Genomic DNA, 23,492 nt, shown 5'->3' on the forward strand with positions numbered 1-23,492 from the left:
TTCTAACTGCTGGCTGCGTCGTTTCATTATGCGGTTTATTATATTTTCATAGGAGGCATGGAGCATGAGTATTACGACAGTAGACCCGATCAAACGGATGGCTGAGATTGCTGACAAGGTTGAGAACGGCGAACGGTTGAGCATGGAAGACGGACTGTTTTTATATGAATCTGACGATCTTTTAACCATTGGTCAATTAGCAAATAAAGTGAATACACGGTTGAATGGGAATAAGGTATATTTTGTACAAAATATGAGCTTATATTTCACGAATGTCTGTGAGGAGCATTGTTCATTTTGTCATTTCCGCCGCGACGAAGGTCAAGAAGGTGCTTACACCTTAACACCAGATCAGATGTTAGATTATATTGCCGAGAATTTTAACCCTGAAATTAAAGAATTCCATATTAGTCAGGGGCATAACCCTCATCTGCCTTTTGAGTATTACGTTGATTGCATTCGTCGCTTAAAGCAAGCTTACCCGGATGTCACGATTAAAGCTCATACGGCTGCAGAGATCGAATTCTTCTCGCGTATCAGCGGCCTCAGCTATCGAGATGTACTTAAAGCGTTAATGGATGCTGGACTTTCCACGCTGCCTGGCGGAGGAGCCGAAATTCTTACGGAACGTTACCGCACGAAAATGAAGGTCGAAAAAGCTTCCACCGAAGAATGGTTGGATGTTCATCGTCAAGCTCACCTTCTAGGGATGAAAACTCACGCGACCATGCTCTATGGTTCAATTGAAACGAAAGAAGAGCGGATTCGCCATATGATGTTGCTGCGTGAGCTGCAAGACGAAACAGGCGGTTTCCTCGTATTCATTCCTAATTCTGTTCAGCCCGCGAGCAAAAATGCAAGTCTTAAACGTTTCGTTCCCGCTTGGGACGAACTCAAAACAATGGCGATTAGCCGTCTAATGTTGGACAATTTTCCACACATTAAAGCTTACTTCATCAATATCGGAACGAAACTTACACAACTTTCCTTCACATTCGGTGCTTCAGATGCTCACGGCACGATCGTGAAAGAGAAAATCTCACATGCTGCTGGCGCTCTTTCACCAGAAGGTTTAACACGCGATGAGATTGTATGGCTCATTCAAGGTGCGGGCCGCGTCGCGGTAGAGCGAGACACCTTTTATAATGAAATCAAAGTGTATTAGAGATAATAGGTAATAGAGAATAGATCATCGTTCAGAAGGGATATTGGTTGGCTATGAAAAAGTTTGTCATTCTCGGAGGCGGCTATGGCGGTCTGACCGTAGCTTTAAACTTGCTCGAAAAGGATTTACCAGACGACACTGAACTTATTATGATTGATCGCAGTCCATTCCAAGGCCTCAAAACGGAATATTATGCACTAGCTTCGGGTACCATTGCTGAAACGCATATTCGTGTAGCTTATCCCGATGATTCGCGGCTTCAGCTTGTTTACGGAGAAGTATCTAATGTTAATCTCGAAACGAAACAAATCAACTTCCACGACAAAGAACCCATCTCCTACGACTGGCTAGTCATTGGACTTGGTTGTGTTGACAGTTATCATGGTATTACTGGCGCTCAGGAGTTTTCATCCAGTATCCAGACACTGGCTCAAACGCGTGCAACGTATCAGAAAATAAACAACATTAATCCATACGGACAAGTATCCATCATTGGTGGAGGACTTAGCGGTGTAGAAATGGCTTCAGAACTTCGTGAAAGCCGCCCTGACTTAAACATCCGATTAATTGATCGTGGTCCTAGTCTGCTCTCCGCTTTCCCTACGAATCTGCAGCAATATGTGCGTGAATGGATGATCGAACATCATATTGAGCTGCGAACACAAGTATCGCTTGTTCGATTAGATGGCGGTGATTTGTACAACCAAGATGAAATTATCCGTACTGATGCTACAATTTGGACAGCAGGTATACAACCAACACCAATTGTCGAAGCTTTGAATGTACCAAAAGATCGTCAAGGACGTATTCTATTAAACGAATACCACCAAATCCCGAACTTTGAGGAAGTTTACGTCGTAGGTGACTGCGCGTCCCTACCGTTCTCACCAAGTGCCCAAGCCGCACAAGCGCAAGGCAAGCAAATTGCCGAAGCGATTCAAGCGATTTGGAAAGGCGATACACCTAAGCTTGGTAAAATCAAGCTGCGTGGAACACTCGGTTCACTTGGCAAAAAGAGCGGCTTCGGCATCATGGGAAAACGTACGTTAATGACAGGAAAAATTGCTCGTATGTTGAAAAGCGGCGTGCTTTGGAAATCCAAACGCCACTTCGGTTAAGATAACTAGATCGGCTTATTCACTAAGCAAATCATACATGGCCTCAATCTCTTTGATCTTTTCTAAAATAAGAACATGGAGGCTCTCGGCGCTTTCGGCAGCAATGATTTCTCCGTTGACCAGTGCGTAAGGCTCCATGTAGCACTGGCCACAGTTGCCCAGACAGCCGTATTCCATGACATCAAATTCCGGATTTTGTTCAAGGTCTTTCATTACTTTATCTGTTCCTGTGTGCATATTGCTGGCACAAAATTCTATAATTGGTCGCATTTAAAAATTCCACCCCATACTGATAGTTTCAATCCCTAAACCATTTTCATTTAAAGCGTATTGTACTATAATAGATAAAGAAAGGAGATGAATCAAATGACAGAAAAAACCAAAGAAGCGATTTACGATGAAGTTCTTGAGGTTTTAGATAAACTTCGTCCTTTCCTACAACGTGATGGCGGTGACGTCGATCTAGTTGATGTGGAAGACGGAATCGTAAAACTTAAACTTATGGGTGCCTGCGGTAGCTGCCCGAGCTCAACAATCACTTTGAAAGCTGGTATTGAGCGCGCATTGGTTGAAGAGGTAGAAGGCATAACAGAAGTCGTACAGGTATTCTAATTACGACTATATCATAAAGAAAGAGCTTACCTCTATGGTAAGCTCTTTTTGCCATATGGCGTCCTACTCTGATTTGCGTTGTTTGAGTACAGGGATCGGCTGAATAGGATCCAGCGCGCCAGAGATATCCATAATATTGCCTGTAATAAAATCCGAGTTAGGCGAGCAGAGGAAATCGATAACACGCGCTACATCTTCACCCGTTCCTGGTCTGCCAACAGGCGTTTCGCCATCCACTTCTAAGCGTGCCTCTTCCATGGTGCGTTCTTTGTTCTTCCCGCGAATATCGCCCGGACAAATCATATTCACCGTGATCCCATGTGCGGCTTCTTCTTCGGCTAATGTTTTGGTAAAGGAAACTAACCCTACTTTGGCAGCCGCATAAGCAGCTCTGTGCGTCCACCCCCTCGCTTCAGCCGCTTTCCCAAAACCGAAATGGATGATACGCCCCCATCTGCGCTCTCTCATCATAGGCAGCACAAGATGATCCAACGCCATGACGCCTATTAGATTCCCTCGCATTAAATAGTCAATTTCGTCCATGCTGTAATCAGCGAAAAAACGCCGCTCACGAACAAATGGTCCTGCGTTATTGACAAGTATATCTATCGGCCCCAACTGCGAGACCGTTTCTTCAACCATGCGGAAGATGTCCTCGCGCTTGGCTACATCTCCCTGCACCGCGATGCTGTGAACGCCCATATCCGTCAATTGATGAACGAGTTCCGCAGCTTCCTTCTCACTTGTTACATAATTCACAGCGACCTGGCAGCCCTTCTTGGCTAAAGTCAACGCCGTCATTTTTCCCAAACCCTTGGCACTGCCTGTAACAAGCACTGTTCGACCTCTTAATGGCATGGTCCCCTACCCCTTTGTCACATATGCCGTAATATAAGTAAATGCTATTGTTAAGGTTCGGCATACCATGTCAAATCCCTGCTGCAAATCGGATAAATTCAGCTTCACATCCTCAATATGAACCCGTTCACCGAGCATCGGCTCTTTCTGCATAAGATCGTCTAACATCTCAGCATTAATATAATGCATTTCCATATTACGCAGATTGCGTAGTCGTTCTAACGGCACTTTATAGGTCATTTTGAGAGTATAAAGTTGCAGTTCTAACGAGCCATGAAGATGCTTGTCATGCATATGGCGGAGTACCGTAAAATACGAAAATCGTGATTTCACGGTTTCGGTCTTCAAGGCGAAGAGGTCATTCATAAAGGTTCCTAGTTTATCAAAAACAGAAAATAAACGGATAAACGCATTTTTGTAGAAATAGACAAAGCGTTGATAATCATCTGTTTCCTGCGGGGTCATTTCTTCCAAAAAACCTTTAACAATCCGCTCGCCATATCGCTCACAGCAGTATTTGCTCTGTTCGAGCTCATCCAAGGCATCAATAAAACCTTTACTCCATATCGCTTGCCGATGAAAGATCGAATGCGCCGTGGAGAGGTGACTCTGTTCAGTTTCGATCTGTTTCATATAGGCTCTCACTGCATCAAAAGCTTCCAGCAGGAGTCCGCTGTCGATACGTTCCGGCTCATTAAATAACACACGAAGCATAAGATCACCTCCCTTTTTATAAATACTAAGCGATCTAGCATAGCCCTGTTACTTCGTTAACGTCGTGGCTGTTGGTGCAGGTACTGGTGCCCGTTTGACGCTGGATGTTCGATCACGCTGCACGAAAAACATCGCGGCTAACACACCTACGCCTCCAAGATACTGACTTAACGAGATCGATTCTCCTAGAAAAATGAAACCTCCAAGTGCAGCTGTAACCGGAAGTAAATACCCATAGGCCGATGCTTTGAAAGGCCCCAGTTTGGCTAGACTCCAATTGTGTAATGAGAAACCTACTGCTGTTGCCAGCAATGAGGTATAGATTAAGCTGATCCAACCCGTCTGTGAGATCGCAGCGAAGTAAGCACCATCTGCACGCAATAGCACGAACGGTAATAAAGACAGGGCTCCAGCGGTCATTTCAAGTGAAATTAATATCGGAAGCGGATATTTCACGACTAATCGGTTCATCCCAATGAGATAAATGGCTCCCATGAAACTGCGCATAAGCAGCAGAATATCACCGCGAAATGTCTCACTACCCAAGTGAAAGCCTTCGGCTCCCCCCGAGACAATGAGGATTACACTGCCGAGCGCCAAGGGGATTCCGATTAGGATTCGCCATGTAATTTTTACTTGCCTAGCCATGACAGCAATAAGCACTGTAATCACTGGCATAAAACCTCGCCCCAGCACGGCACCATTCGCAGCGTTGGAAAACTGTAAAGCATATTGCAGCAGAGCTTCCATCCCTACGGCATTCAGTATCCCTAACCCACAGATGAGCAGAAGATCGCGACCCGCAATTTGGAAACGAAGTGACCGCGAACGATAATAGAAGTAAGTATAGACCCACAAGATCGGTATCATACTCGCAAAGCGCAGTCCATTAAAGACGAGACTGTCCCATTCTCTTCCACCGATTTTGAGAGAAGCCAAATTGATCCCCCAAAGTAAATAGACCAATACAAATCCCAAATGCGGATAAATCGCTCGTAATCGTCCCGAGCTCATCACGCGAAGTATTCCTTCCATCTGCGATCAACGAGTTCTACAATATCTTCTCGCGGGAACAACTCATCTGGATAGCCAGGCTTCATACGCGCATCAATGACAATAGGAACCTCATACGCAATATGGTGTCGGTTCACACTGGATTGCGCGTACATATCACTTGCAGGGTTAAACCGAGTAAACACGGTCCATAAGAATTTCGTTTGGTCCTTCGCGATATCACTGGCATCATCGACAAGGATGACCATAGGCCATTGCTTCAATCGATCAGCTGCATTCGCAATCAGACGTTGTGGCAGCTCTGGTTCAGCTGCATACGAGGCGCCAGAGACGAGCAGACAGCCGCCGCAATAAACAGCGATATCATGAATCTCAGGCAGTTCGCCCTCTGTGTATGCCCTTGGCAGCTCGCGTACAGGGTCACCTGTGCCAAGCAGTACGGCTTTCGAACCGTGATTGAGCTGTCCACCGGTATAATCCAATGTATCATGTGATGTTTTATTAAATATAAACAGATCCCGAGCCGGGTCGAAACGTTCTAATACGGTTTCTAACAGCTGTGAGAAGTTCGCTAAGGTCGTCGGACGATCCGTCACGATCAAGAACTTCGTGAGGGATAGCTGACCCTCACCGAGGATCCGGAATGCCGTGCCGAGCGCCTCACGGCTGTAGCTTTCGCGGACGACAGCGGCTGCGAGCGGGTGGAACCCGGTCTCGGCATACGTCCACAGGTCTTTCACCCCTGGCATCGCCATCGGGAACGCGGGCTCCAGCAATCTTTGCAAGAATTCGCCAAGGAAGTAATCCTCTTGGCGGGGCTTACCGACGATCGTCGCCGGATAGATCGCGTCTTTGCGGTGCCACACATGATTCACGTTGAACACGGGGAAATCATGGGTGAGTGAGTAATACCCGAAGTGGTCACCGAACGGCCCTTCGGGGCGTCTGAGATGCGGCGGAACGGAGCCGCATATCGCGAACTCCGCCTCGGCTACGAGGCGATGCCCCCCATGGGGATTCTCCACCATGGGCAGCTTCTGCCCGAGGATCAGCGAAGCGAGCATCAGCTCGGGCAGGTGCTCGGGCACCGGCGCAATCGCCGAGGCGATGAGCGCGGGCGGGCCGCCCAGGAACACGGTGACGGGCAGCGCTTGGCCCAGCTTCTCGGCTTCGTGATAGTGGAAGCCGCCGCCTTTGTGGATCTGCCAGTGCATCCCGGTCGTGAAGTCATCATACACCTGCATACGATACATGCCCAGGTTATGATGACCGCCGTCGGGATGCTCGGTATACACGAGCGGCAGCGTGACGAACGGGCCGCCGTCTTCTTGCCAGCTCGTCAGGACAGGCAGTCCTGCGAGCGGGTTGTCCTTCTTCAAGCCGCCGAGAATCGGCGCCTGGTTCGGTTGGATCTTCTTCGTCCCGACTTTCATGAGGTCGAGAATAAGACCTCTTTCACCCCACAGCGCTTTCGGTGTAGGGGGCAACAACGAGTTCGTCGCGTTGATAACCGCTTTCATGAATTGCTCCGGCTTCGGACCGAAAGCCAGATCCACTCTTCTTGTTGTGCCGAAGAGGTTCGTCACGACAGGGAATGCACTGCCTTTTACATTCGTGAACAGTAAAGCTGGCCCTTGCTCGTCGATAACTCGACGATGGATTTCAGCAAGCTCGAGATTCGGATCCACGGGAGCCGAGATTTCGATCAATTCATTTTCGCGTCGTAACATCTCTATAAACGCTCGAAGATTAGTTGGTACCATGGGAACTTCCACCTTTGTCTATGTAATAGTTACTCATTCTTTTGAGATAAAAAAGGAAATGGCCTTCCGTTAGAAGGCCTGTTGTGCCTGTGCCGCATGATGCTGCTAGGCTTTGCGATCATATAGCGTTAGTACGCACAAATAACATAAGAATCCAAACATACAAGCCACAATAATGGCATGAATCATACCTGTGAATAAATAAGCAACTTCATTCCCTAAGGACCAGGTTACGACTGCGCCGCTAATTACTTGAAGCGAAACGAGAATAAGAGCCCATTTGCTCCCGAACCACAGCTTGTCCGTAGGCTGATAATAACGCCGCGCTTGCAGATACAGAAATAATATACAAACGAAGAGCAGCAAAGCGGCAATTCGATGTGTAAATACGATTCCTGTTGCACCGCTCAGTTCTGGAATGACTTCGCCATTACATAATGGCCAGCCCGAGCAGCCGCCAGAAGAAACGGTATGACGCACGAATGCTCCCAAATAAACAACAATGTAGCTATAAATAGCGGTAAACCAGACGATTACTTTAAAGCTAGTATGAATCTGCGTTGTGCGTACAAATTGTCCCCACGGGGTAAACACGAGTGCAAGCAGCAGGGAGAACGCAAAGGCGAGCAAGGATAATCCGAAATGAAGTGCCAGGACAAGGGAAGATTGCGGCCAAACAACGGCCAACGCCCCCATTGCTGCTTGAATCAGGGTCATGACCACTGTTGCCGTGATGAAGAATTTAGCATCTCTACGCTTCACATAGCGAAATACTAAGTAAAACGTTGCAACAAGTATCATGGTCACAATACCTACAACTAAGCGATGGCTATACTCGATAAAAGAAGAAATGGTATGTGCTGGGATGAATTTACCATGGCACAACGGCCATTCGTCTCCACAGCCCCGACCTGCGTCAGCCTTGGTTACTAAGGCCCCCATAGCAAGAATAAGAAACATGCCGATGGCTGATAAATTAGCTAATCTTTGGATCCATTTTTGCATGATTGCACCTACTTTATGTCATATCTTCTGAGGATCATGTCGAATACTGTAGTTCCGCTTTCAATTATAGCTGTAATATGAAGGCATTTCCATTCGCAATTGTTACAAAGCTCCGAAACCACAGGGAATCGGTTGTTGGCATATCGCCGAGTTGCGCCCAACACTTGGAAATAACAGTATAGTGTGTGTAGTATGGAAGCATTTATTCGGAAGTGGGATTTAGAAGTGAAAAAAGGCTCGATTCCAAGCCTGACTATCCTTTTGATGATGCGTCGCACATTTTAAGTCGATTATATCGACTAATTCTACTCGCTGCCCCACTGTTTCACCCGAGTTAGTCGATTATTTCGACTAACTCCACTCCCTGCGGCCCTGTTTCACCCGAGTTAATAGACCTTTAGTCCGATTCCACCGAACTATTCCCCCTTTTTTCCTAGAAAACAGATTGTTTGGGGCGGTTTAGTTTGGCTATTTCGGTCTAATTAAGCTTTAAAGATGCGGACAGTAGGATTAATTCGGTCATATCGGATTAAATAGGTTCTGGTCGGGGAGTATTGTGACGCTAGATAAACTAGATGAAACACTATTTTCAGTGCGACATGTGCTTTAATAGGTGCGTGAGCGAAATCAAAAAACACCGCCATCGGATTGATCCGACGACGGTGTCATGTCTGCTTACTCCATCTGGTGTTCTTTACGCCTTATTTCTTCTAAGGAGCTAGCGCGTTCGAAACTTCGATTGCACGGTCAAGGAATTGTTCGATTTCCTCACGGGTTTTACGCAGCTTGCTTACGAAACGAACAACTTCTTGGCCGTTACGGAAAGCAATGAAACTCGGGATACCTAAGATGTTCAATTGTTCACACAAATCGGGGAACTCATCGCGATCCAGTTCTATGAAAGTGAGACGGCCTTCGTAAGCTTGCTCTACTGCAGGCATAAAAGGGTCAATATAATGGCAATCCTTGCACCATGTCGTTTTGAAAATGGCTATGGTCACGCCGGATTGCGAAATTTGTTCTTGAAATTGTTGCTCAGTCGATACTTTACGCATGGGACACCTCTTCACTTCTGGCATTTACTCTCTTATAGCATGCGAGAAATTCAGTGTCAAGCGACGCACCACCGCCGCCGCAGATTCAGGAAAATAAAGGCGGTGTATCTAGAAGAACCTGAGTTACCACAAAGTCACCAATGTTTCGCACAGGAGTTATTAATATGGAGCTTCCAACTGTGAATAGTGTGACGAGAATGGTGCCTCCTCTCTTATTTACTCAATTTCACTGTAAAAACCCTAAAATGAAATCGCTGCAAGGTTGATAAACAAAGGTGATGAGATCTAAAGGATTGGGCAGCTTCATACGCATGCTCTGAGCAATGCTTAGTATTGTACCTAGCAATACTAAGCAACAAACGATAACGAATTCTTTATAAAGCCTTTTTTTCATAAGCGATGGAAGCTCAAGCATTGCGATAGCTGCAGAGGCCAAAAGTATCCCTGTAATAGTCCACATTTAGATCATTCCTTTGTATTTTGTAACAGAGAATCACTTACGGTGCCAAGACGACGAATTTTCACTTCTGCTTTCACAAGTACAGGTAAGTCCGAAAATTGTTCCTTCCAACTTTCTTTGTTTTTATTCCAATATTTAGGGTCCGCTCGATATATCGCTTCACCAAAGCCAAAAATATCGACGTTATATTTTTTCGCTTTTTGAATGGTGGCCTCCAGAATATTTTTCACTTCTTCTTGCGCCGTTTCTTCCAGTTTCTGAATAATTTCCGGATCAAGCAGATTGATCTTACACTGGACTTCACCCACATTCTGCTCGAGAAAAACATCAACATTGATTTGCGGTTTGCCGTTATCCACTTTGCCTTTCATTTTCGTTTTAGTTCGCACAACATCTACTGCTAAAATACCTCCTGTTGGGCAATCTATATGTCCGATCGTACTAGTAACGTTGTTTATTAAATAATTGTAGCCTTTGCTTTCATTCTCATTAAGCCAACCGACAAGTTTGTCTTTTTTAAAAATCGCTAAACCCGCATATACCAAAAATGTAGGAGGATCTGTTCGGTTCACATTACTCTTCTCATCACCTTTAGTCGGATCCCCTTTGATTATAATACCAGTTAATACAGGATCTTTTCCCTCTGTTTGCAGATCGGAAATTAATGTGTCTAATTTTACTTTTACCGTAGGTGCCCAAACCTTTTCGGACATCTCTAACGTTGAAAACAATTTATTTGAGGGGATTTTCTCTATAGGCGTAAGTACATTTAATACATTCTCAGCCGTTGTTCCTCTGGCTACGACGATATAGAAATCAGATCGCATTTCATGATTTCTTGAAATCCCATCCAGAATCGGCGTAATCCCTTCTCTAGCCAATTCTTCACTAATCACAAGCATCCGAAGATGGGAAGAGTAAACCTTTCTTGGACTTTGTGTGGCAATTTTTCTTAAAGATTCAAAAATGGTTTTGGATGTAGCTTTAAAGGTGCTTACGGGTGTAGTTGTTCCAGATCCGCCCCTTTTTGAAGCCACTTCACCGGGGTTAACAATTTGAATCATCACCTGCACTTGATCATCTTTTTTATCAAAACCCATACCAACCGAAATGGCGAGGTCATTAAGCTCGCGTCGGCTCCAACATCCCGTGATTAATCCAATCGTGACAAACAAGGCAACGAACACCATTACATATCTTCGCATTACCGATGACTCCTTTATCTATGGCGTGTTTTCAGGCTTATTCGAAGAGGCATTGTTTTCTCGAATGTTATTTTTTTGACTAATGAGCCTAGGCCTTGTAGATAATGCCCATAGCGGAAAACGAAAAATGGTATCTTTCTGATCCGCTAAGATAAAAGGTGCCACTGGAGACATGTACGGAATTCCGAAGGACCTTAGACTACTCAAATGAATAACGATAGCAATAAGCCCCACAGTTACACCAAATAACCCAAAAGAAGCCGCTACAAGCATTAATAGAAATCTCAAAATCCGAATCGTAATCCCCATATTGAAGGAAGGAATAACAAAATTAGAAATGGCAGTGATGGCCACTATGATAACCATCGCAGGAGACACCAAACCTGCTTCTACTGCGGCTTGACCGATTACTAATGCCCCTACAATTGAAACGGCTTGTCCGACAGTCTTCGGCAACCTCACACCAGCTTCTCGAAGGATTTCGAAAGTTACTTCCATGACAGCAGCTTCGATAAAAGCTGGGAAAGGAATCCCCTCTCTTTGAGCAGCTAAACTGATTAGTAAGGAGGAGGGCAGCAATTCTTGGTGAAAGGTGGTTATGGCAATATATAGGGATGGAGCCAACAAAGATATGAAAAAACATGCATAACGAAGAAATCGAAGAAGTGTTGCGAAATCCGCTCGTTGGTAATAATCTTCCGCAGATTGATAAAATTGAGTAAATAAGGCAGGTGCCATAAGCACAAAGGGAGTGCCATCGACAAGAATCGCAATACGTCCTTCCATTAATCCTGCGGCGACAACATCGGGGCGTTCCGTATTGTACAGGGTAGGGAACGGTGAATATGTTTCGTCTTGGATCAGCTCTTCGACATTACCACTTTCAAATATCGCATCGATATCGATTCGTCCAAGTCGAATTCTTGCTTCCTGCACCAACTTGTCATTCACAATGCCATTCATATACATGATGGCTACTTCTGTTTTGCTCTTACGCCCGATTGTCATGGATTCCATCCATAGGTCGGGATCTTTTATTTTGCGTCTGACGAGTGCGGCGTTCGTGCTTATTTGCTCTGTAAACCCTTCCCTTGGTCCTCTTACGACAGATTGCGTGGTCGGTTCTTCAACGGAACGATGCTCCCCGCCTTGTGTATTCGCCGCTAATCCCTGCCCCCACCCATTCAGTAAAATAACCGTTAACCCTGATAAAATAGCTTGATTCAAGGTTTCAAAATCAGGGATTTCGCGAACTTGACCGAGTGTACTCATTGAATTTCTTAAAGCATTTAGCGGGAACTCACTTAAATCAACTTTTAAATTTTCGGTGAGCAGAGCTTGAATAGAATTCGGATTTACCAGACCATTTATGTAAATAAATCCAATTTGTATCGAATCCGCTCCATTCAGATTGATGGTTTGCGTAATGATATCGTTACTATTTCCAAAGGTTTGCTTGACTCTGTCCATGTTAAGTTCAAGCGACAGCTCAAGTGATTCTGTTGAGAACGTCGAGTTATTCTGATCGGGTCTTGTTTCAACTGCGCGCTTCTTATTATTCCGAAAAATTTTCTCGATGAAATCCATGATAAATAACACCCCTCCTACTCAGCATTCTTATTCTTTGACATCGGCTTTCGAATTGCCCCAACTCCTAGAATCAGTAGTGGATACACTAGTCCAATAGTTATCACATAGGGGATATAAGCTTTGGTATCAAATTCTGACATATAAGCAACATTGGGATAAACGACAAGTGAATAAACAACCAGAATCATTCCTAAAGGTAAAACCAGCGGGCGATGATCTTTTATATTCAATATTTGAGCTAGCCCCATAACAAAACCATAAAAATAAAAGGTTGTCTTAAAATAAACCGTCAGAAACCAAATCCCTGCAATTAGGATTTCAACGCGTTCCAATAAATTTCCAATATTTATCTGTTTGGCTAAAACATAGCTTGGAAACATATGTCTTTCAGTTATTTTAGTCCCTAATACGGAAATACATAAAAATGTGATCATTACGAATAATAGCCCGCCAAATAAGGTAGCAATCAGGAAAGCTTTTTTTGCTTTTTGATTTTGATTGACATGAACCGGGAATACCATGAACAGCACAATAAAAGGAAGTGAAGAAGTACCAGCAACGGACATGACCGCTTTTATCAGAGGTTTATATCCAACTGTGAACATGGGCTGCAACTTTTCAAATTGAATTTCCGGTACGAGACATACGACCAGCATAATAAATAATAGAATGATCCATGGGAAAAAAATCTCTGCCGCGCGGGCAATAGCTTCAAGTCCAAGACGCACACCCATGACAACGACGATACCAAAAATAAGATTGACAGCTTGAATGGGTGTATCAGGCATAACTTGTGTGGTCACAAAATTCCCCATATAAAACAAGACCGTAGTTGCACCTACAAATGCAAAGAAAATAAATACTAGGGAGAACAGCTTCCCCAGCCATTTCCCAAACAATATTTCATTATATGTAGTAAGGCTCATGTTTGGAAAATGATCTCCCACCCTGTTGTATAAGCATACGACTAACAAATTTAGAACAACTCCGATTATAGCTGCGAGCCAGGCATCCTGTTTGGCATCCGCAGCAAGCCCCGATGGAATAACCAGGATTGTAGTCCCAATCGTATATATCATAACGATTACTGCAAATTGGCTCACGGATATTTTAACGTCTTCCATACTTCCCTCACTTGTGATTCAATTTAATGATACTATTCCCATATTTCCATAAATCATCAATAAAGTATGAATTGCCCAATTATTGCAATATTTCTTTCGCAAAAAAAACTACCACCTCGAGGCTTCAAAAGGGTGCACTTCACTGCTTGTTTATTCAATGAAAAAATAATATCCATAATTTGGATTAACTGAAAAATTGTTCGTAAAATAAAACTTACAACATGTTACTTTTAACCAAATGACAGCAGTAATTAATTTTCCATAATCTTCGCTGGTCGCTTAACTTTTTCATGCTTAGCAGTAGCCACTTCTGTGGCAACTGACTCTGCAGCTTGAGTGCCGAGGATATCATAGAGATCCAGAAACCGCGATTATGTATTGATCCTAGCGAAATTAAGGTATGTTTACTTTTGTAAAAATGACTAACGAACTTTATTTTCCTTGATCAGCCAGCACCTATCCCTCACATGGAGGTATAATTATATTTTACATTTTAAGTAAAAAGTGATATCATTTAAATATCACAATAATATACATTATGGGGGGACTTCTAGGTATGAAAGAAACGAAAGCATGGGCACTCAATGGCTTTATCGGCTTACTCTTATTTTTCGCCGCGCTCGGGCTAGGTATTTACAGTTTCACACAAGAGAGATTTTTGATTGGGGCTATTTTGATCGTAGTAAGCATCATCTCCCTGACGACAGTTAATGTCGTTCAGCCGAATCAAGCTTCGGTCATTACTTTTTTCGGGAGCTATCTAGGGACGATTCGCAAAAGTGGCATGTGGCTCGTAATTCCCTTCTCTTCACATAAGAAAATATCGCTACGGGTTCGCAATTTTAACAGTGTCAAATTAAAAGTGAATGATATCGATGGGAATCCGATTGAAATTGCTGCTGTGATCGTGTTTAAAGTCGTAGATACGTACAAAGCTTTGTTCGATGTAGATAGTTATGAGAAATTCGTTGAAATTCAAAGCGAGACTGCACTACGTCATGTAGCAAGCAAGTATCCTTATGATCGTTACGAAACAGAAGGCTATTCGTTAAGAGGGAATGCCGATGAGGTTGCGGCTGAGCTCAGCACAGAGCTTCAACATCGTCTTTCCGTTGCAGGTGTTGAGGTGATTGAGTCTCGTCTCACTCACCTAGCCTACTCCACCGAAATTGCCAGCGCCATGCTGCAGCGTCAACAAGCTTCTGCGATTTTATCAGCACGCTCTATTATTGTCGAAGGCGCCGTGGGCATGGTTCAACTGGCTGTCGAACAATTGGAAGCGAAGGGCTTACAGCTTGACGAGGAGCGTAAAGCTGCCATGATCAACAATCTCCTAGTTGCGATTGTGTCTGATCGTTCTGCGACTCCGGTCATTAATACCGGAACGTTGTACTAACGGAGCCATGTCATGGCTCCCAAGAAGAATTTCCCACTTCGACTAGATCCGAAGCTGCACCAAGCTCTTGAGCAGTGGGCAGAAGACGAATTTCGAAGTGTTAACGGACACATTGAATATTTACTACGCGAAGCGCTCCTCCGTTCGGGACGGCTCTCCAAATCTAGTGCCGCGCAGCAAACGAATGAAGATACGGTCACGTAACAAAAAAAACATCTTACATGGCACCGCCTGTAAGATGTTTTTTTGATTTTCCTAAGTTGCAACCGTAATCGTAGGTGCAGAAATATTCTGTGGTGTACTAATATCGGAAATTGTGTTTGAGAAATCAGCAACTTCGAGAACGACAGGTGTGCCAGCTGCTGCTAAGATCGTGGATAGCACTAATGAAGCTATTGTTACAGTCGAAAGGCCCACTTCTTGCAACACACCATTGACGTATACGTTGAAATATCCATCAGCAGGTACGCCTGGTAGCGAGTCTACGACAACTTGATTTCCATTATCATCTAAGAATGCGAGAAACTTTTCCATTAATTGGATATTCACTTCAGTACGTATCCCCATTTATGACATACAAAACCCCCTGATCATTGTGATTAGGGGGTTTTCTACCTTTTATTTCTGTACTTTGATTCCGTTCGCATTGATATAGTCAATACTATGCTGATCCTTACGCTCAACTTCTCCCTGATAGAGGATGTTCCCCGTTTGCAGTTCAACGATTGCAGCGGATGTTTTGGGATGATGACCGGACATGAGTAGGAGTAGGTACAATCGATCCTTCTCTACTACGCTATAGTTGACTCTACCCCACTCTTTCTGAATAGCTTGAAGAGGTAATTGAACATCACGAATCACTTTATTCTCCGCTACATTAATTACCATGACGTGAGTGTCTTTATTTTCCGATATAGCAGCCAATGATAGCTCCTGATTGGCATACTGGATAGACATCCCCATCGAGTTATCCTCCATCAAAAAGCTATGCAGTGGCTCACTCTGCAGTGTCCGCCATTGTCCGTTCCAAATATCGTATACACGAATCTCCCGGTTTACTAACCCTTCATTTCTCTTTACGGTCTGACTTTCGACCTTATCTATGATTTTATTTTCACTGCGATCAAATATCGCATATCCACTTGGGCCAATCTGAGCATTGCCCGCTATATACCATGTGGTCGTACTTATTTCATTCGATTGTGTTTCAGCAGCAAGGATCTGCTCGCTTTTCAGCAAGCTTTTGCTTGTAAGATCAATCGTATACATATCGTATCCAACATGATAGAACTGCGGATATTTGTCGGTTCGCATACGATTAACAAGTACCTTCATAATCTGATCTTTGACCTGAACATCATGGATACTTATATATTCGTCGTTTTTCTTGTCTGTAAGAACATGAAATGATGATGTTTCTTGGTCCAATTTTCCCATTATTGAGATGGTTAACCTGTTAGATTGCACCTTCGATACATCATTGTGAGCTTCAGTAGCCACATACGCAAGTACCTGATCATCCTCATAAAATGCATTCACATCATTCTTCCCTCGCATGAAAGAACGATGCTCTTTGACAAGCCTTTTCAAATCGTCATCATAGTAGGATTCAGCATCAAGCCTATCCAAATAGGAGAGTTGCTCGACTTCCGACTCGCTCCCCTTCGTAGAAACGGTAGTCGTAATGCCATCCATATTTACCTTAATTTGCAGCCCGGCAGCATCGCTTTCTAAGCCTTTCATCGTTTTTAACACATACTCCGGCTTCTGATCACCAGTACCTGACACATAATACGTTCCCAAAGCTAATACACAAAAGGGTATCAGTGTAGCAAGCAGCCAGTATCGTTTCATGCGTGCACCTCCTTAGCATTGTCTTTGAAAGCTTTTCATAAGAATTTCGAGAATTCGAGAATTTACACCGTCACCTTTTTTCGCAGCAAATAGGAACTAAATCCTATTGAAACGGCGATCATACACAGTCCGATGAACACCTGCAACAGCACGATTTCGCTTGAAAATAAAGGAATTGTAATTCCTAATTGACTTATTTCTTGTGGCAAAACGATCACGATCAGAACCGCTGCACCGTACAGAATACCTGCAACGATGCCCCTCCAACGATAACTTCGTTCCAGCAGTATGGCCGTAAAGAGTACAAAAACACCTAGAATGCCAGCTCCATAATACAAAATAAATTGCATAACATAGCTAGGCATAAACAAATTCAGCAAAGGATCTCTTCGGATCAGTTCCCCTATAGAAACCGTTACTCTTAGTTCAGCTGGAATGATGGCACAGAAGGAGGCCAATTGAAGCGGAATTACCACAAATTGTAGGGAAACAAAACCAAATACAAACAGCACAATCGCACTTAATTTAGCGAAATAAACATTCATTCGTGATGTTGGCAACATAAGCAGTCGATACGCAAACGTATTCCGGCCGAACCATTCCTTGTACCAAATCATGAAAATATATAAGACCAGAACGATTGCACATAAACTGATGGCTCCTTCGTACCAGACAGAATGAAAAATAAAGATAAGATTCAATTTTTGAAATTTTTCCGCGTATTGCGCTTCTGTTCCACCATTTCTGTCAACCCAAGTATGTGCATCACTGAGATAGGATTGGGCTGTAAGCCAAATCCCCACAAACTGAGATACCACTAACAGGAGTGCCAAGGCACCATACAGTTTACTAAACCGTAAAATTTCCCAGTTCAACAGCTTGATAAAGTATTTCAAGTCATATACACCTCTCTCATGACATCCACCACGGACTTACCTTCGTTCGACCGCATTTCCTCTGGATAAAACTGTTTCCTAACCTGACCTTGATCCAGCAAAACCACTTTATCAATTAAATGCTCGATATCTTGAATTTCATGTGTCGTGATCAGAACACCGCGGTCTTCCATCAAATGGCTGGTAAAAACGGCTGTAATTTGCTCGCGACTAAACATGTCAATCCCCGAGAATGGCTCGTCCATAAGTAAATAGTCGGCATCCAATGAAAGTCCCAGCAGCAGATTCGCCTTAGCTGAGTTTCCTTTGGACAAGCTAGAAAGTCGATCCTCAGGATTCAATTTGAAAAAAACGATCAACTCTTCCGCCCGCGCCTCATTCCAGTTCGCATAGAAATCCTTCATAAACAGACAAGCTTCCTTTATTTTCATATGAGAGGGCATCGTTAAGGTGTCAGGAATGAAAACTACCTTCTCGTAGGTTGTTGTAGTTGGAACTTTACCATCCACACGTATGGCTCCTCCTTGCAGGGGGGTCAGCCCCATGATTGCCTTCATAATCGTAGATTTGCCCACGCCGTTTATCCCAATCAAACAGGTGATTTGGCCTTTCTCCGCGGTAAAGGAAATGCGATCCAACACATTTTTTCGCCCATATTGCTTAACAACTCCATCCACTTCAATCATTCCGAAACCTCCCTTCCACGTTCAGCCTCATACTTTTCTTTAACAACACGCAGTAATTCATCCGTTGGCAGCCCAATCTTGCTAATGGATTGAACGAACACGCCAACGGCTTCTTGAATGAGTTCTTCACGAATGGTCTTCAAAATATGCTTATCCGTCGTTATCCGACTCGGGGAATTACCTGCAGTTGTGATCAACTTCTGCTCCTCCATTTCTTTATAAGCCTTCTGTGCGGTATTCGGATTGATTTGAAGCAGCCCTGCTAGCTCGCGCCGCGACGGGATTTCTTGTCCGCCTTTCAGCCTGCCAGTGGCCATTTCCTCTTTGAAATACCTGACAACCTGCAGATAAACGGGATCGCGATTATTAAACGTAATGTTCATCTACCCATCTCCTATGTTCCTTTCTAGGTAAAACTGGAATTATTTAGTGTGTGTACTAACTAGTTCATACACTTTAGGTGTACTATACTACCCATACACTTATTCTGTCAACATTTGGATATTTCAAGGAAGTATTTACTCTGTTTTTTATCCCTTTGACATACCTAACTAGTTACATGCAAATAATAGAAAGAAGGATTTATTTCTAGAAAGGAGGCCATGATGAGAGTCAATCTTCCACCAAAAAACAAGGATAATCAGGGGTTTTACGAGAAAATGCGAGGACTGCCAGGTGCAGTTGTACAGCTTGTTAAACAGCAGGCCGCTAAGTTCATGTCTTCCTCAGAGCTTGCTGAACATGGATCATCGACTCCCAACATCGAAATCCCTCTTGCCACACAAGACAGATTAGAAAAAGCGTTGCATCAACAAATTGCTCTACAACACGGAGGCGTCATATCTCCCCCCACTACTGTTCAAGAACAACAGATCGTGGAACAAATCATCGCCCAAACTCAGATCAATAATCGCAATAACGTGACACGTACACAAGCCTACTGGGCTTGTTATCGTGATTATCCCGAGCTGCATTGGGCCTTGTTAGCCCACATGGTTTCCCGCAACGGAGGCTGGTGCATGACGGATTTACGTGGTGAACTTATGCCTCACCTGCTGAACAACGATGCTACGGAGTATATATTTTCCTTTCTTGAGCGCGCGAATGCTCTTATTTTCCAAGATGCATACCCGCAATTACTGCTCTATGCTGAAAGCAAAAGAAGGCGGCTTAACCTATTTCATCTTCTTCCTCATTTACATATATCCGCTTGGATGCTCCCCATCTGGCAGGAATTCTGGATTTATCAAGATTCGGCACTGCTCACTATTGGTTTAATTGTCAATGAGCAGCATTATGTCGAGGAACGTGTTGTTCAGAATCCACTCTACAAACAAACGGTCTTAGATACAGCTCTGTTCAAAACACAAGGCTGGCTGCAGCTTAATCATGTCGGATTCCCATTTCGTTCCACATCCATGGATCCACCTCAACCCCATCTTGCTGGCCTTATTCTTGAAAATTTCTCAAATCTCTCCGAACGCATCGAATTCGGCAAAAGCCTATACGCGATTCTGTTTGGAGCTCCAGGTGTGCTTCAAGGCGCTTTAGCTTTCGCCTCTGCTACTCCACACACCGGTTCTCGTTCCGACTACTGGCCTCATCTATTCGCCCCCATACGAAAAACCCCTCCTGATCGCAAATATCAGGAGAGGCTCGATGGCCACAGCCTTAAGAAAGGAGCTGCGCCGTTCTATAGTCCCCCGCTTCACTCAGCATGGCCTGACAGGCCGATGGCTCCAGTTGAGCGAGGTGATTGGTTTAAGCTTGAACATGAACCTTTACAGCATATCAGCTCGATGAAGGTTCCACGTGCTTTCGATTTGACGCAAGATCTGTGCCTAGGATTGAGCAAAATTGAACTCGCTGTTCTAAGTGCACAAGCGATTAAGAAAATCATTCGCTAACAAGTGTGATGCGGTTACGAACGTTTTAACAAACGACTCGCTTTTGCAATGAGCTTCTGTACGGGTAATGGAAAACTCTTCACATCATCCTTCGTCACCACTCGCGTCATCATGAGCATAAGGGGATACAAAGCTACTGTGAATCCACAGATCAGCACCGCTTGGATACCTTGATTCAAGCGGTACCAAGGAAATGGCACCACATAATTGTGCGTCAGCCATTCCGCTGCAAAGCCAAGAACGCCGATAACAATGATTGTTATGATAAGTCCACCGAATCGACGCCCCAGAATCGTGAACGATACTTCCTTGCGGAGCGTGCGTAAATTCAGCCATGACATCGCGATAAAGCAAAGTCCTGTTGAAATGATGATGCCGTATATGCCAAACCAATGCCCGAGCACGAAGCTGCCAAGCAGCTTAATTGCGATGCCGACACCAACATGAGCCATTAATGGCTTCATCCGTCCCATCCCCATCAGAACGGCTCCTGAGGTCTGCATAACGATCTGGAACATCGCGCCTGCCGTCAGCAAGGAAATCATCGCAGGTCCATGGGCAATGCCATAGGCGGAATCCTCATACCCAAACACGAAGAAGTCGATCGGTCTAGCCGCTATACTGATCATAAGTACGGCAGGAAGACCTGAAAGAATTGCGAGCTGCAGCACACGTGTCGTCTGCTGTCCAACCTGTTTCAAATCTTTGCGTGAGTACGCGGCTGAAATAATAGGTACAACCGATTGACTCAAGGCAATGGCCAAAATAATGGGAATCCCCGCGAGTGATTGCGCACGTCCACCAATGATACCGACTAAGCCTAAGGCCTCCTCGGCACCGATCTTATCTTCAAGCAACGGAATAATCATCGAGGTATCGATCGCATACACCAGTGTTACAGTGACGGAGAAAACGACGATCGGGATTGAAAGCTTTAGCAAGCTTCGATAAATATCCCGATACCTGAACATTTCAGCTGGTTGATCACCTGCACGTGTTGCTCCAATCTGCTCTGCCGCGGATTGTGATGCAGCCACGACTGGCTGACGTGTTTGAGCATCATTTCGCTTCAGTTTCATACCGTAATACAACATGACAGCTAGTGCGGCAATACCTCCGACAACTCCTCCGAAGGAAGCCCCTGCCACACCCCAACCCAGTGAAATATTGAGCAAGAAATAGGCAAGTAAAATTGACGTAATCAATCGGAATATTTGTTCCACCACTTGCGAAATACCATTGGGCATCATATGTTGTCTGCCTTGGAAGTAGCCGCGCATAATGGCAATAAGCGGGAAGAACAACATCGCTGGTGCAATGGCTCTAGTCGCCAGCGTAGCATCCGGTCCACCGTGCGAAATATTCTCGGCATAAATAGGTGCGAATACGTATAACAGTACCGTCATCCCAACCCCAGCGACTACAGCAAACCAGATCGCTGCCCGATAGATCCTTTGCGCTTCATGCGGTCGACCGATGGCTCTCTTCTCGGCAACCATTTTACTTAATGCACTTGGAATACCCGCTGTTGCGATAACGAGCAAGATGGAATATAAATTAAAAGCAATAGAATAGCTGCCCATCCCTTTTTCCTCAAGCAGATGCACCAGCGGTATTCGCTGGAAAACGCCGAGAAACCGCGCTACAAGCGCGGCTACGGTGAGAATGAGCGTCCCTTTTACAAGGGAATCTTTGGTTACCTTCGTCAAGTCCGTTCCTTCTCTCTCTTACAGTTTTCTTACGTCCTTCTAAGCCTCAAAAAATCCACAGGAAGAAAATAATAATCATTGCCAGCTGCAAAACTATTTTCACCACAGAGCTGGCGAAAAAGCCAAGCACAGACCCAATTCCTGCGCGTATAGCGTTCTGCCAAGAGGTTCCTGCAATCAATTCACCGACAACAGCACCAATGAAAGGTCCTAGGATGATCCCGAATGCTGGAATCACGAAAGGACCAATGATCAAACCAATGGTGCTTCCGACGATTGCCGGTTTCGAGCCGCCGAACTTTTTGACCCCTAAGGCGCTAACCGCATAATCCGCCACGATAATAATGATGACAACCAAGGTCTGGATCAACCAGAACCAGAAGCCGAAGTGCTTCCAAGTGATTAGCCAGCCATAGATGAAAAAGGCCGCATAAATAGCCAGTACACCAGGCAGAATCGGATAGACGGCACCCACCATTCCGATAACAAATAAAAGAATAACGACAATCCAACCCAAGGTAATCATGCGCAGTTCATTCCTCCATTATAGCGTGAATGTGGTGGCTCTTGGTCCTGGGCTAGGCAAGCAAGTAAGTGCGAATGACTTGTGCGACAGCATGCTCATTGTTCGTAACTGTCGTAATATCAGCGATCCGCTTCACTTCTTCCTGGGCATTTCCCATAGCCACACCTAGTCCTGCCTCACGAATCATCGCAATATCATTTTCGCTGTCACCCATAGCAATCACCTCGGACATCGCAATGCCCAGAAGTTGGCACACCGTTTCTACACCCGTTGCTTTGCTGATGCCGAGCGGGTTCATTTCCAAGTTGGACGGGTGTGAATTGGTGATTTCAAGGGTCCCCCAACTCGACACCACATCGCGAATGCGTTGCAATTTCTCTGCATTATCTGTGAAATATCCAAATTTAAGCCATTCATGCTGATCCATATCCAGCCCTTCGCTCTCGCGATTGAACACACCTGCTACGGAATACGCCCACCACCAGCAGTCATGCTCCACCGCTAGCTGATGCAAATTACGTATTGTTTCAATCGGTACTAACGTTCGTTTCAGCAACGTATCTGGCGACGCCCACACTTCACTGCCATTTACCACAACAAGTGGCGTTGAAAGCCCCAGCTCCTTAATGAAAGGCATAGCGCTGATGGCACCGCGTCCCGTGGACATGATCACCACTTTACCTTGTGCAGAAGCTTCGCGAATCGCCGCTTGATTCTCCGCAGATATTTTCTTGTCCTCGTTCAATAAGGTGCCATCCATGTCAAGTGCGATTAATTTATAGGTTCCCATTCGCGCCAACTCCTGTCTCATGCTGCCTTACATTTGTCATTGTCA

The 23,492-nt window shown here is 44.7% G+C and carries 25 protein-coding genes; 6 read left to right on the forward strand and 19 right to left on the reverse strand.

Annotated elements, in window-relative coordinates; genetic code table 11:
• Window positions 1-64 precede the first annotated feature (64 nt).
• Both mqnE and ACSQ8O_RS21550 read left to right on the forward strand, forming a co-directional pair.
• On the forward strand, window positions 65-1,165 hold the full coding sequence (gene mqnE / locus ACSQ8O_RS21545; protein ID WP_436243303.1) for an aminofutalosine synthase MqnE: 1,101 nt from the start codon (window positions 65-67) through the stop codon (window positions 1,163-1,165).
• A gap of 53 nt (window positions 1,166-1,218) precedes the next feature.
• On the forward strand, window positions 1,219-2,283 hold the full coding sequence (locus tag ACSQ8O_RS21550) for an NAD(P)/FAD-dependent oxidoreductase (RefSeq protein WP_436243304.1): 1,065 nt from the start codon (window positions 1,219-1,221) through the stop codon (window positions 2,281-2,283).
• 15 nt (window positions 2,284-2,298) lie between these two features.
• Here ACSQ8O_RS21550 and ACSQ8O_RS21555 read toward each other — a convergent pair whose 3' ends face one another.
• Entirely contained in the window at window positions 2,299-2,553 is a 255-nt protein-coding gene (locus tag ACSQ8O_RS21555) for a YuzB family protein (RefSeq protein WP_056613522.1), read from the reverse strand.
• Between the two features lie 96 nt (window positions 2,554-2,649).
• Between ACSQ8O_RS21555 and ACSQ8O_RS21560 the strand changes: the two genes are divergently transcribed.
• The gene (locus ACSQ8O_RS21560; RefSeq protein ID WP_028558591.1) at window positions 2,650-2,895 is read left to right on the forward strand and encodes a NifU family protein; all 246 of its coding nucleotides are present in this window, start codon (window positions 2,650-2,652) and stop codon (window positions 2,893-2,895) included.
• Between the two features lie 63 nt (window positions 2,896-2,958).
• Here ACSQ8O_RS21560 and ACSQ8O_RS21565 read toward each other — a convergent pair whose 3' ends face one another.
• The 10 genes from ACSQ8O_RS21565 to ACSQ8O_RS21610 all read right to left on the reverse strand — a co-directional run bounded on the left by ACSQ8O_RS21565 (window position 2,959) and on the right by ACSQ8O_RS21610 (window position 13,683).
• Window positions 2,959-3,753, reverse strand: a complete 795-nt coding sequence (locus tag ACSQ8O_RS21565; RefSeq protein WP_436243305.1) for an SDR family oxidoreductase — start codon at window positions 3,751-3,753, stop codon at window positions 2,959-2,961.
• Between the two features lie 6 nt (window positions 3,754-3,759).
• Window positions 3,760-4,467, reverse strand: a complete 708-nt coding sequence (locus ACSQ8O_RS21570) for a Cthe_2314 family HEPN domain-containing protein (protein ID WP_056613519.1) — start codon at window positions 4,465-4,467, stop codon at window positions 3,760-3,762.
• A gap of 48 nt (window positions 4,468-4,515) precedes the next feature.
• Window positions 4,516-5,481: a DMT family transporter gene (locus ACSQ8O_RS21575; protein ID WP_436243306.1), complete on the reverse strand. Its 966-nt coding sequence runs from the start codon at window positions 5,479-5,481 to the stop codon at window positions 4,516-4,518.
• Window positions 5,481-7,244: a UbiD family decarboxylase gene (locus ACSQ8O_RS21580; protein WP_436243307.1), complete on the reverse strand. Its 1,764-nt coding sequence runs from the start codon at window positions 7,242-7,244 to the stop codon at window positions 5,481-5,483. Before ACSQ8O_RS21580 ends, ACSQ8O_RS21575 begins: the two co-directional genes overlap by 1 nt.
• A 105-nt stretch (window positions 7,245-7,349) precedes the next feature.
• Window positions 7,350-8,249, reverse strand: a complete 900-nt coding sequence (locus ACSQ8O_RS21585; RefSeq protein ID WP_056613514.1) for a COX15/CtaA family protein — start codon at window positions 8,247-8,249, stop codon at window positions 7,350-7,352.
• 710 nt (window positions 8,250-8,959) lie between these two features.
• Window positions 8,960-9,304: a thioredoxin family protein gene (locus ACSQ8O_RS21590; protein ID WP_056613511.1), complete on the reverse strand. Its 345-nt coding sequence runs from the start codon at window positions 9,302-9,304 to the stop codon at window positions 8,960-8,962.
• A gap of 226 nt (window positions 9,305-9,530) precedes the next feature.
• Window positions 9,531-9,764, reverse strand: a complete 234-nt coding sequence (locus tag ACSQ8O_RS21595; RefSeq protein ID WP_436243308.1) for a hypothetical protein — start codon at window positions 9,762-9,764, stop codon at window positions 9,531-9,533.
• 5 nt (window positions 9,765-9,769) lie between these two features.
• On the reverse strand, window positions 9,770-10,939 hold the full coding sequence (locus tag ACSQ8O_RS21600; protein WP_436243309.1) for a Ger(x)C family spore germination protein: 1,170 nt from the start codon (window positions 10,937-10,939) through the stop codon (window positions 9,770-9,772).
• A 48-nt stretch (window positions 10,940-10,987) separates the two neighbouring features.
• Window positions 10,988-12,556 (reverse strand): spore germination protein, encoded by a 1,569-nt coding sequence (locus ACSQ8O_RS21605; protein ID WP_436243310.1) that lies wholly within the window; start codon window positions 12,554-12,556, stop codon window positions 10,988-10,990.
• 17 nt (window positions 12,557-12,573) lie between these two features.
• A complete protein-coding gene (locus tag ACSQ8O_RS21610) occupies window positions 12,574-13,683 on the reverse strand; it encodes a GerAB/ArcD/ProY family transporter (protein WP_436243311.1) in 1,110 nt (369 codons plus the stop codon).
• Window positions 13,684-14,239: 556 nt separating this feature from the next.
• On the opposite strand from ACSQ8O_RS21610, the gene ACSQ8O_RS21615 reads away from it, so the two are divergent.
• Both ACSQ8O_RS21615 and ACSQ8O_RS21620 read left to right on the forward strand, forming a co-directional pair.
• Window positions 14,240-15,079, forward strand: coding sequence for an SPFH domain-containing protein (locus tag ACSQ8O_RS21615; protein ID WP_056613469.1), 840 nt, complete (start codon window positions 14,240-14,242; stop codon window positions 15,077-15,079).
• 12 nt (window positions 15,080-15,091) lie between these two features.
• A complete protein-coding gene (locus tag ACSQ8O_RS21620; protein WP_436243312.1) occupies window positions 15,092-15,283 on the forward strand; it encodes a toxin-antitoxin system HicB family antitoxin in 192 nt (63 codons plus the stop codon).
• 51 nt (window positions 15,284-15,334) lie between these two features.
• Here the strand turns inward: ACSQ8O_RS21620 and ACSQ8O_RS21625 are convergent, their stop codons facing one another.
• The 5 genes from ACSQ8O_RS21625 to ACSQ8O_RS21645 all read right to left on the reverse strand — a co-directional run bounded on the left by ACSQ8O_RS21625 (window position 15,335) and on the right by ACSQ8O_RS21645 (window position 18,898).
• Window positions 15,335-15,646: a DUF4183 domain-containing protein gene (locus tag ACSQ8O_RS21625; RefSeq protein WP_436243313.1), complete on the reverse strand. Its 312-nt coding sequence runs from the start codon at window positions 15,644-15,646 to the stop codon at window positions 15,335-15,337.
• A 51-nt stretch (window positions 15,647-15,697) separates the two neighbouring features.
• On the reverse strand, window positions 15,698-16,933 hold the full coding sequence (locus tag ACSQ8O_RS21630) for a hypothetical protein (RefSeq protein WP_056613466.1): 1,236 nt from the start codon (window positions 16,931-16,933) through the stop codon (window positions 15,698-15,700).
• A 62-nt stretch (window positions 16,934-16,995) separates the two neighbouring features.
• Window positions 16,996-17,829 carry a hypothetical protein gene (locus ACSQ8O_RS21635; protein ID WP_436243314.1) on the reverse strand — a complete coding sequence of 278 codons (834 nt, stop codon included), beginning with the start codon at window positions 17,827-17,829 and terminating at the stop codon, window positions 16,996-16,998.
• The gene (locus ACSQ8O_RS21640) at window positions 17,826-18,515 is read right to left on the reverse strand and encodes an ATP-binding cassette domain-containing protein (RefSeq protein WP_436243315.1); all 690 of its coding nucleotides are present in this window, start codon (window positions 18,513-18,515) and stop codon (window positions 17,826-17,828) included. Before ACSQ8O_RS21640 ends, ACSQ8O_RS21635 begins: the two co-directional genes overlap by 4 nt.
• Complete coding sequence (locus ACSQ8O_RS21645) at window positions 18,512-18,898, reverse strand: GntR family transcriptional regulator (protein WP_436243316.1); 387 nt, start codon at window positions 18,896-18,898, stop codon at window positions 18,512-18,514. The genes ACSQ8O_RS21640 and ACSQ8O_RS21645 overlap by 4 nt, the downstream gene beginning before the upstream one ends.
• 219 nt (window positions 18,899-19,117) lie before the next feature.
• Here ACSQ8O_RS21645 and ACSQ8O_RS21650 point away from each other — a divergent pair, with 219 nt between their 5' ends.
• Window positions 19,118-20,422, forward strand: coding sequence for a DUF2515 family protein (locus ACSQ8O_RS21650; RefSeq protein WP_436243317.1), 1,305 nt, complete (start codon window positions 19,118-19,120; stop codon window positions 20,420-20,422).
• Between the two features lie 14 nt (window positions 20,423-20,436).
• On the opposite strand, the gene ACSQ8O_RS21655 is transcribed toward ACSQ8O_RS21650, so the two are convergent.
• Genes ACSQ8O_RS21655 through ACSQ8O_RS21665 form a run of 3 tightly spaced genes read right to left on the reverse strand, consistent with a single transcriptional unit; the run spans window position 20,437 to window position 23,447 of the window.
• Entirely contained in the window at window positions 20,437-22,131 is a 1,695-nt protein-coding gene (locus ACSQ8O_RS21655) for a putative polysaccharide biosynthesis protein (protein ID WP_436243318.1), read from the reverse strand.
• Between the two features lie 46 nt (window positions 22,132-22,177).
• Entirely contained in the window at window positions 22,178-22,657 is a 480-nt protein-coding gene (locus ACSQ8O_RS21660) for a DUF456 domain-containing protein (RefSeq protein ID WP_436243319.1), read from the reverse strand.
• A gap of 52 nt (window positions 22,658-22,709) precedes the next feature.
• Complete coding sequence (locus ACSQ8O_RS21665) at window positions 22,710-23,447, reverse strand: Cof-type HAD-IIB family hydrolase (protein ID WP_436243320.1); 738 nt, start codon at window positions 23,445-23,447, stop codon at window positions 22,710-22,712.
• Window positions 23,448-23,492: the final 45 nt, after the last annotated feature.

Source organism: Paenibacillus sp. LjRoot56 (assembly GCF_964253335.1).
Taxonomy (GTDB): Bacteria; Bacillota; Bacilli; order Paenibacillales; family NBRC-103111; genus Paenibacillus_E; species Paenibacillus_E allorhizoplanae.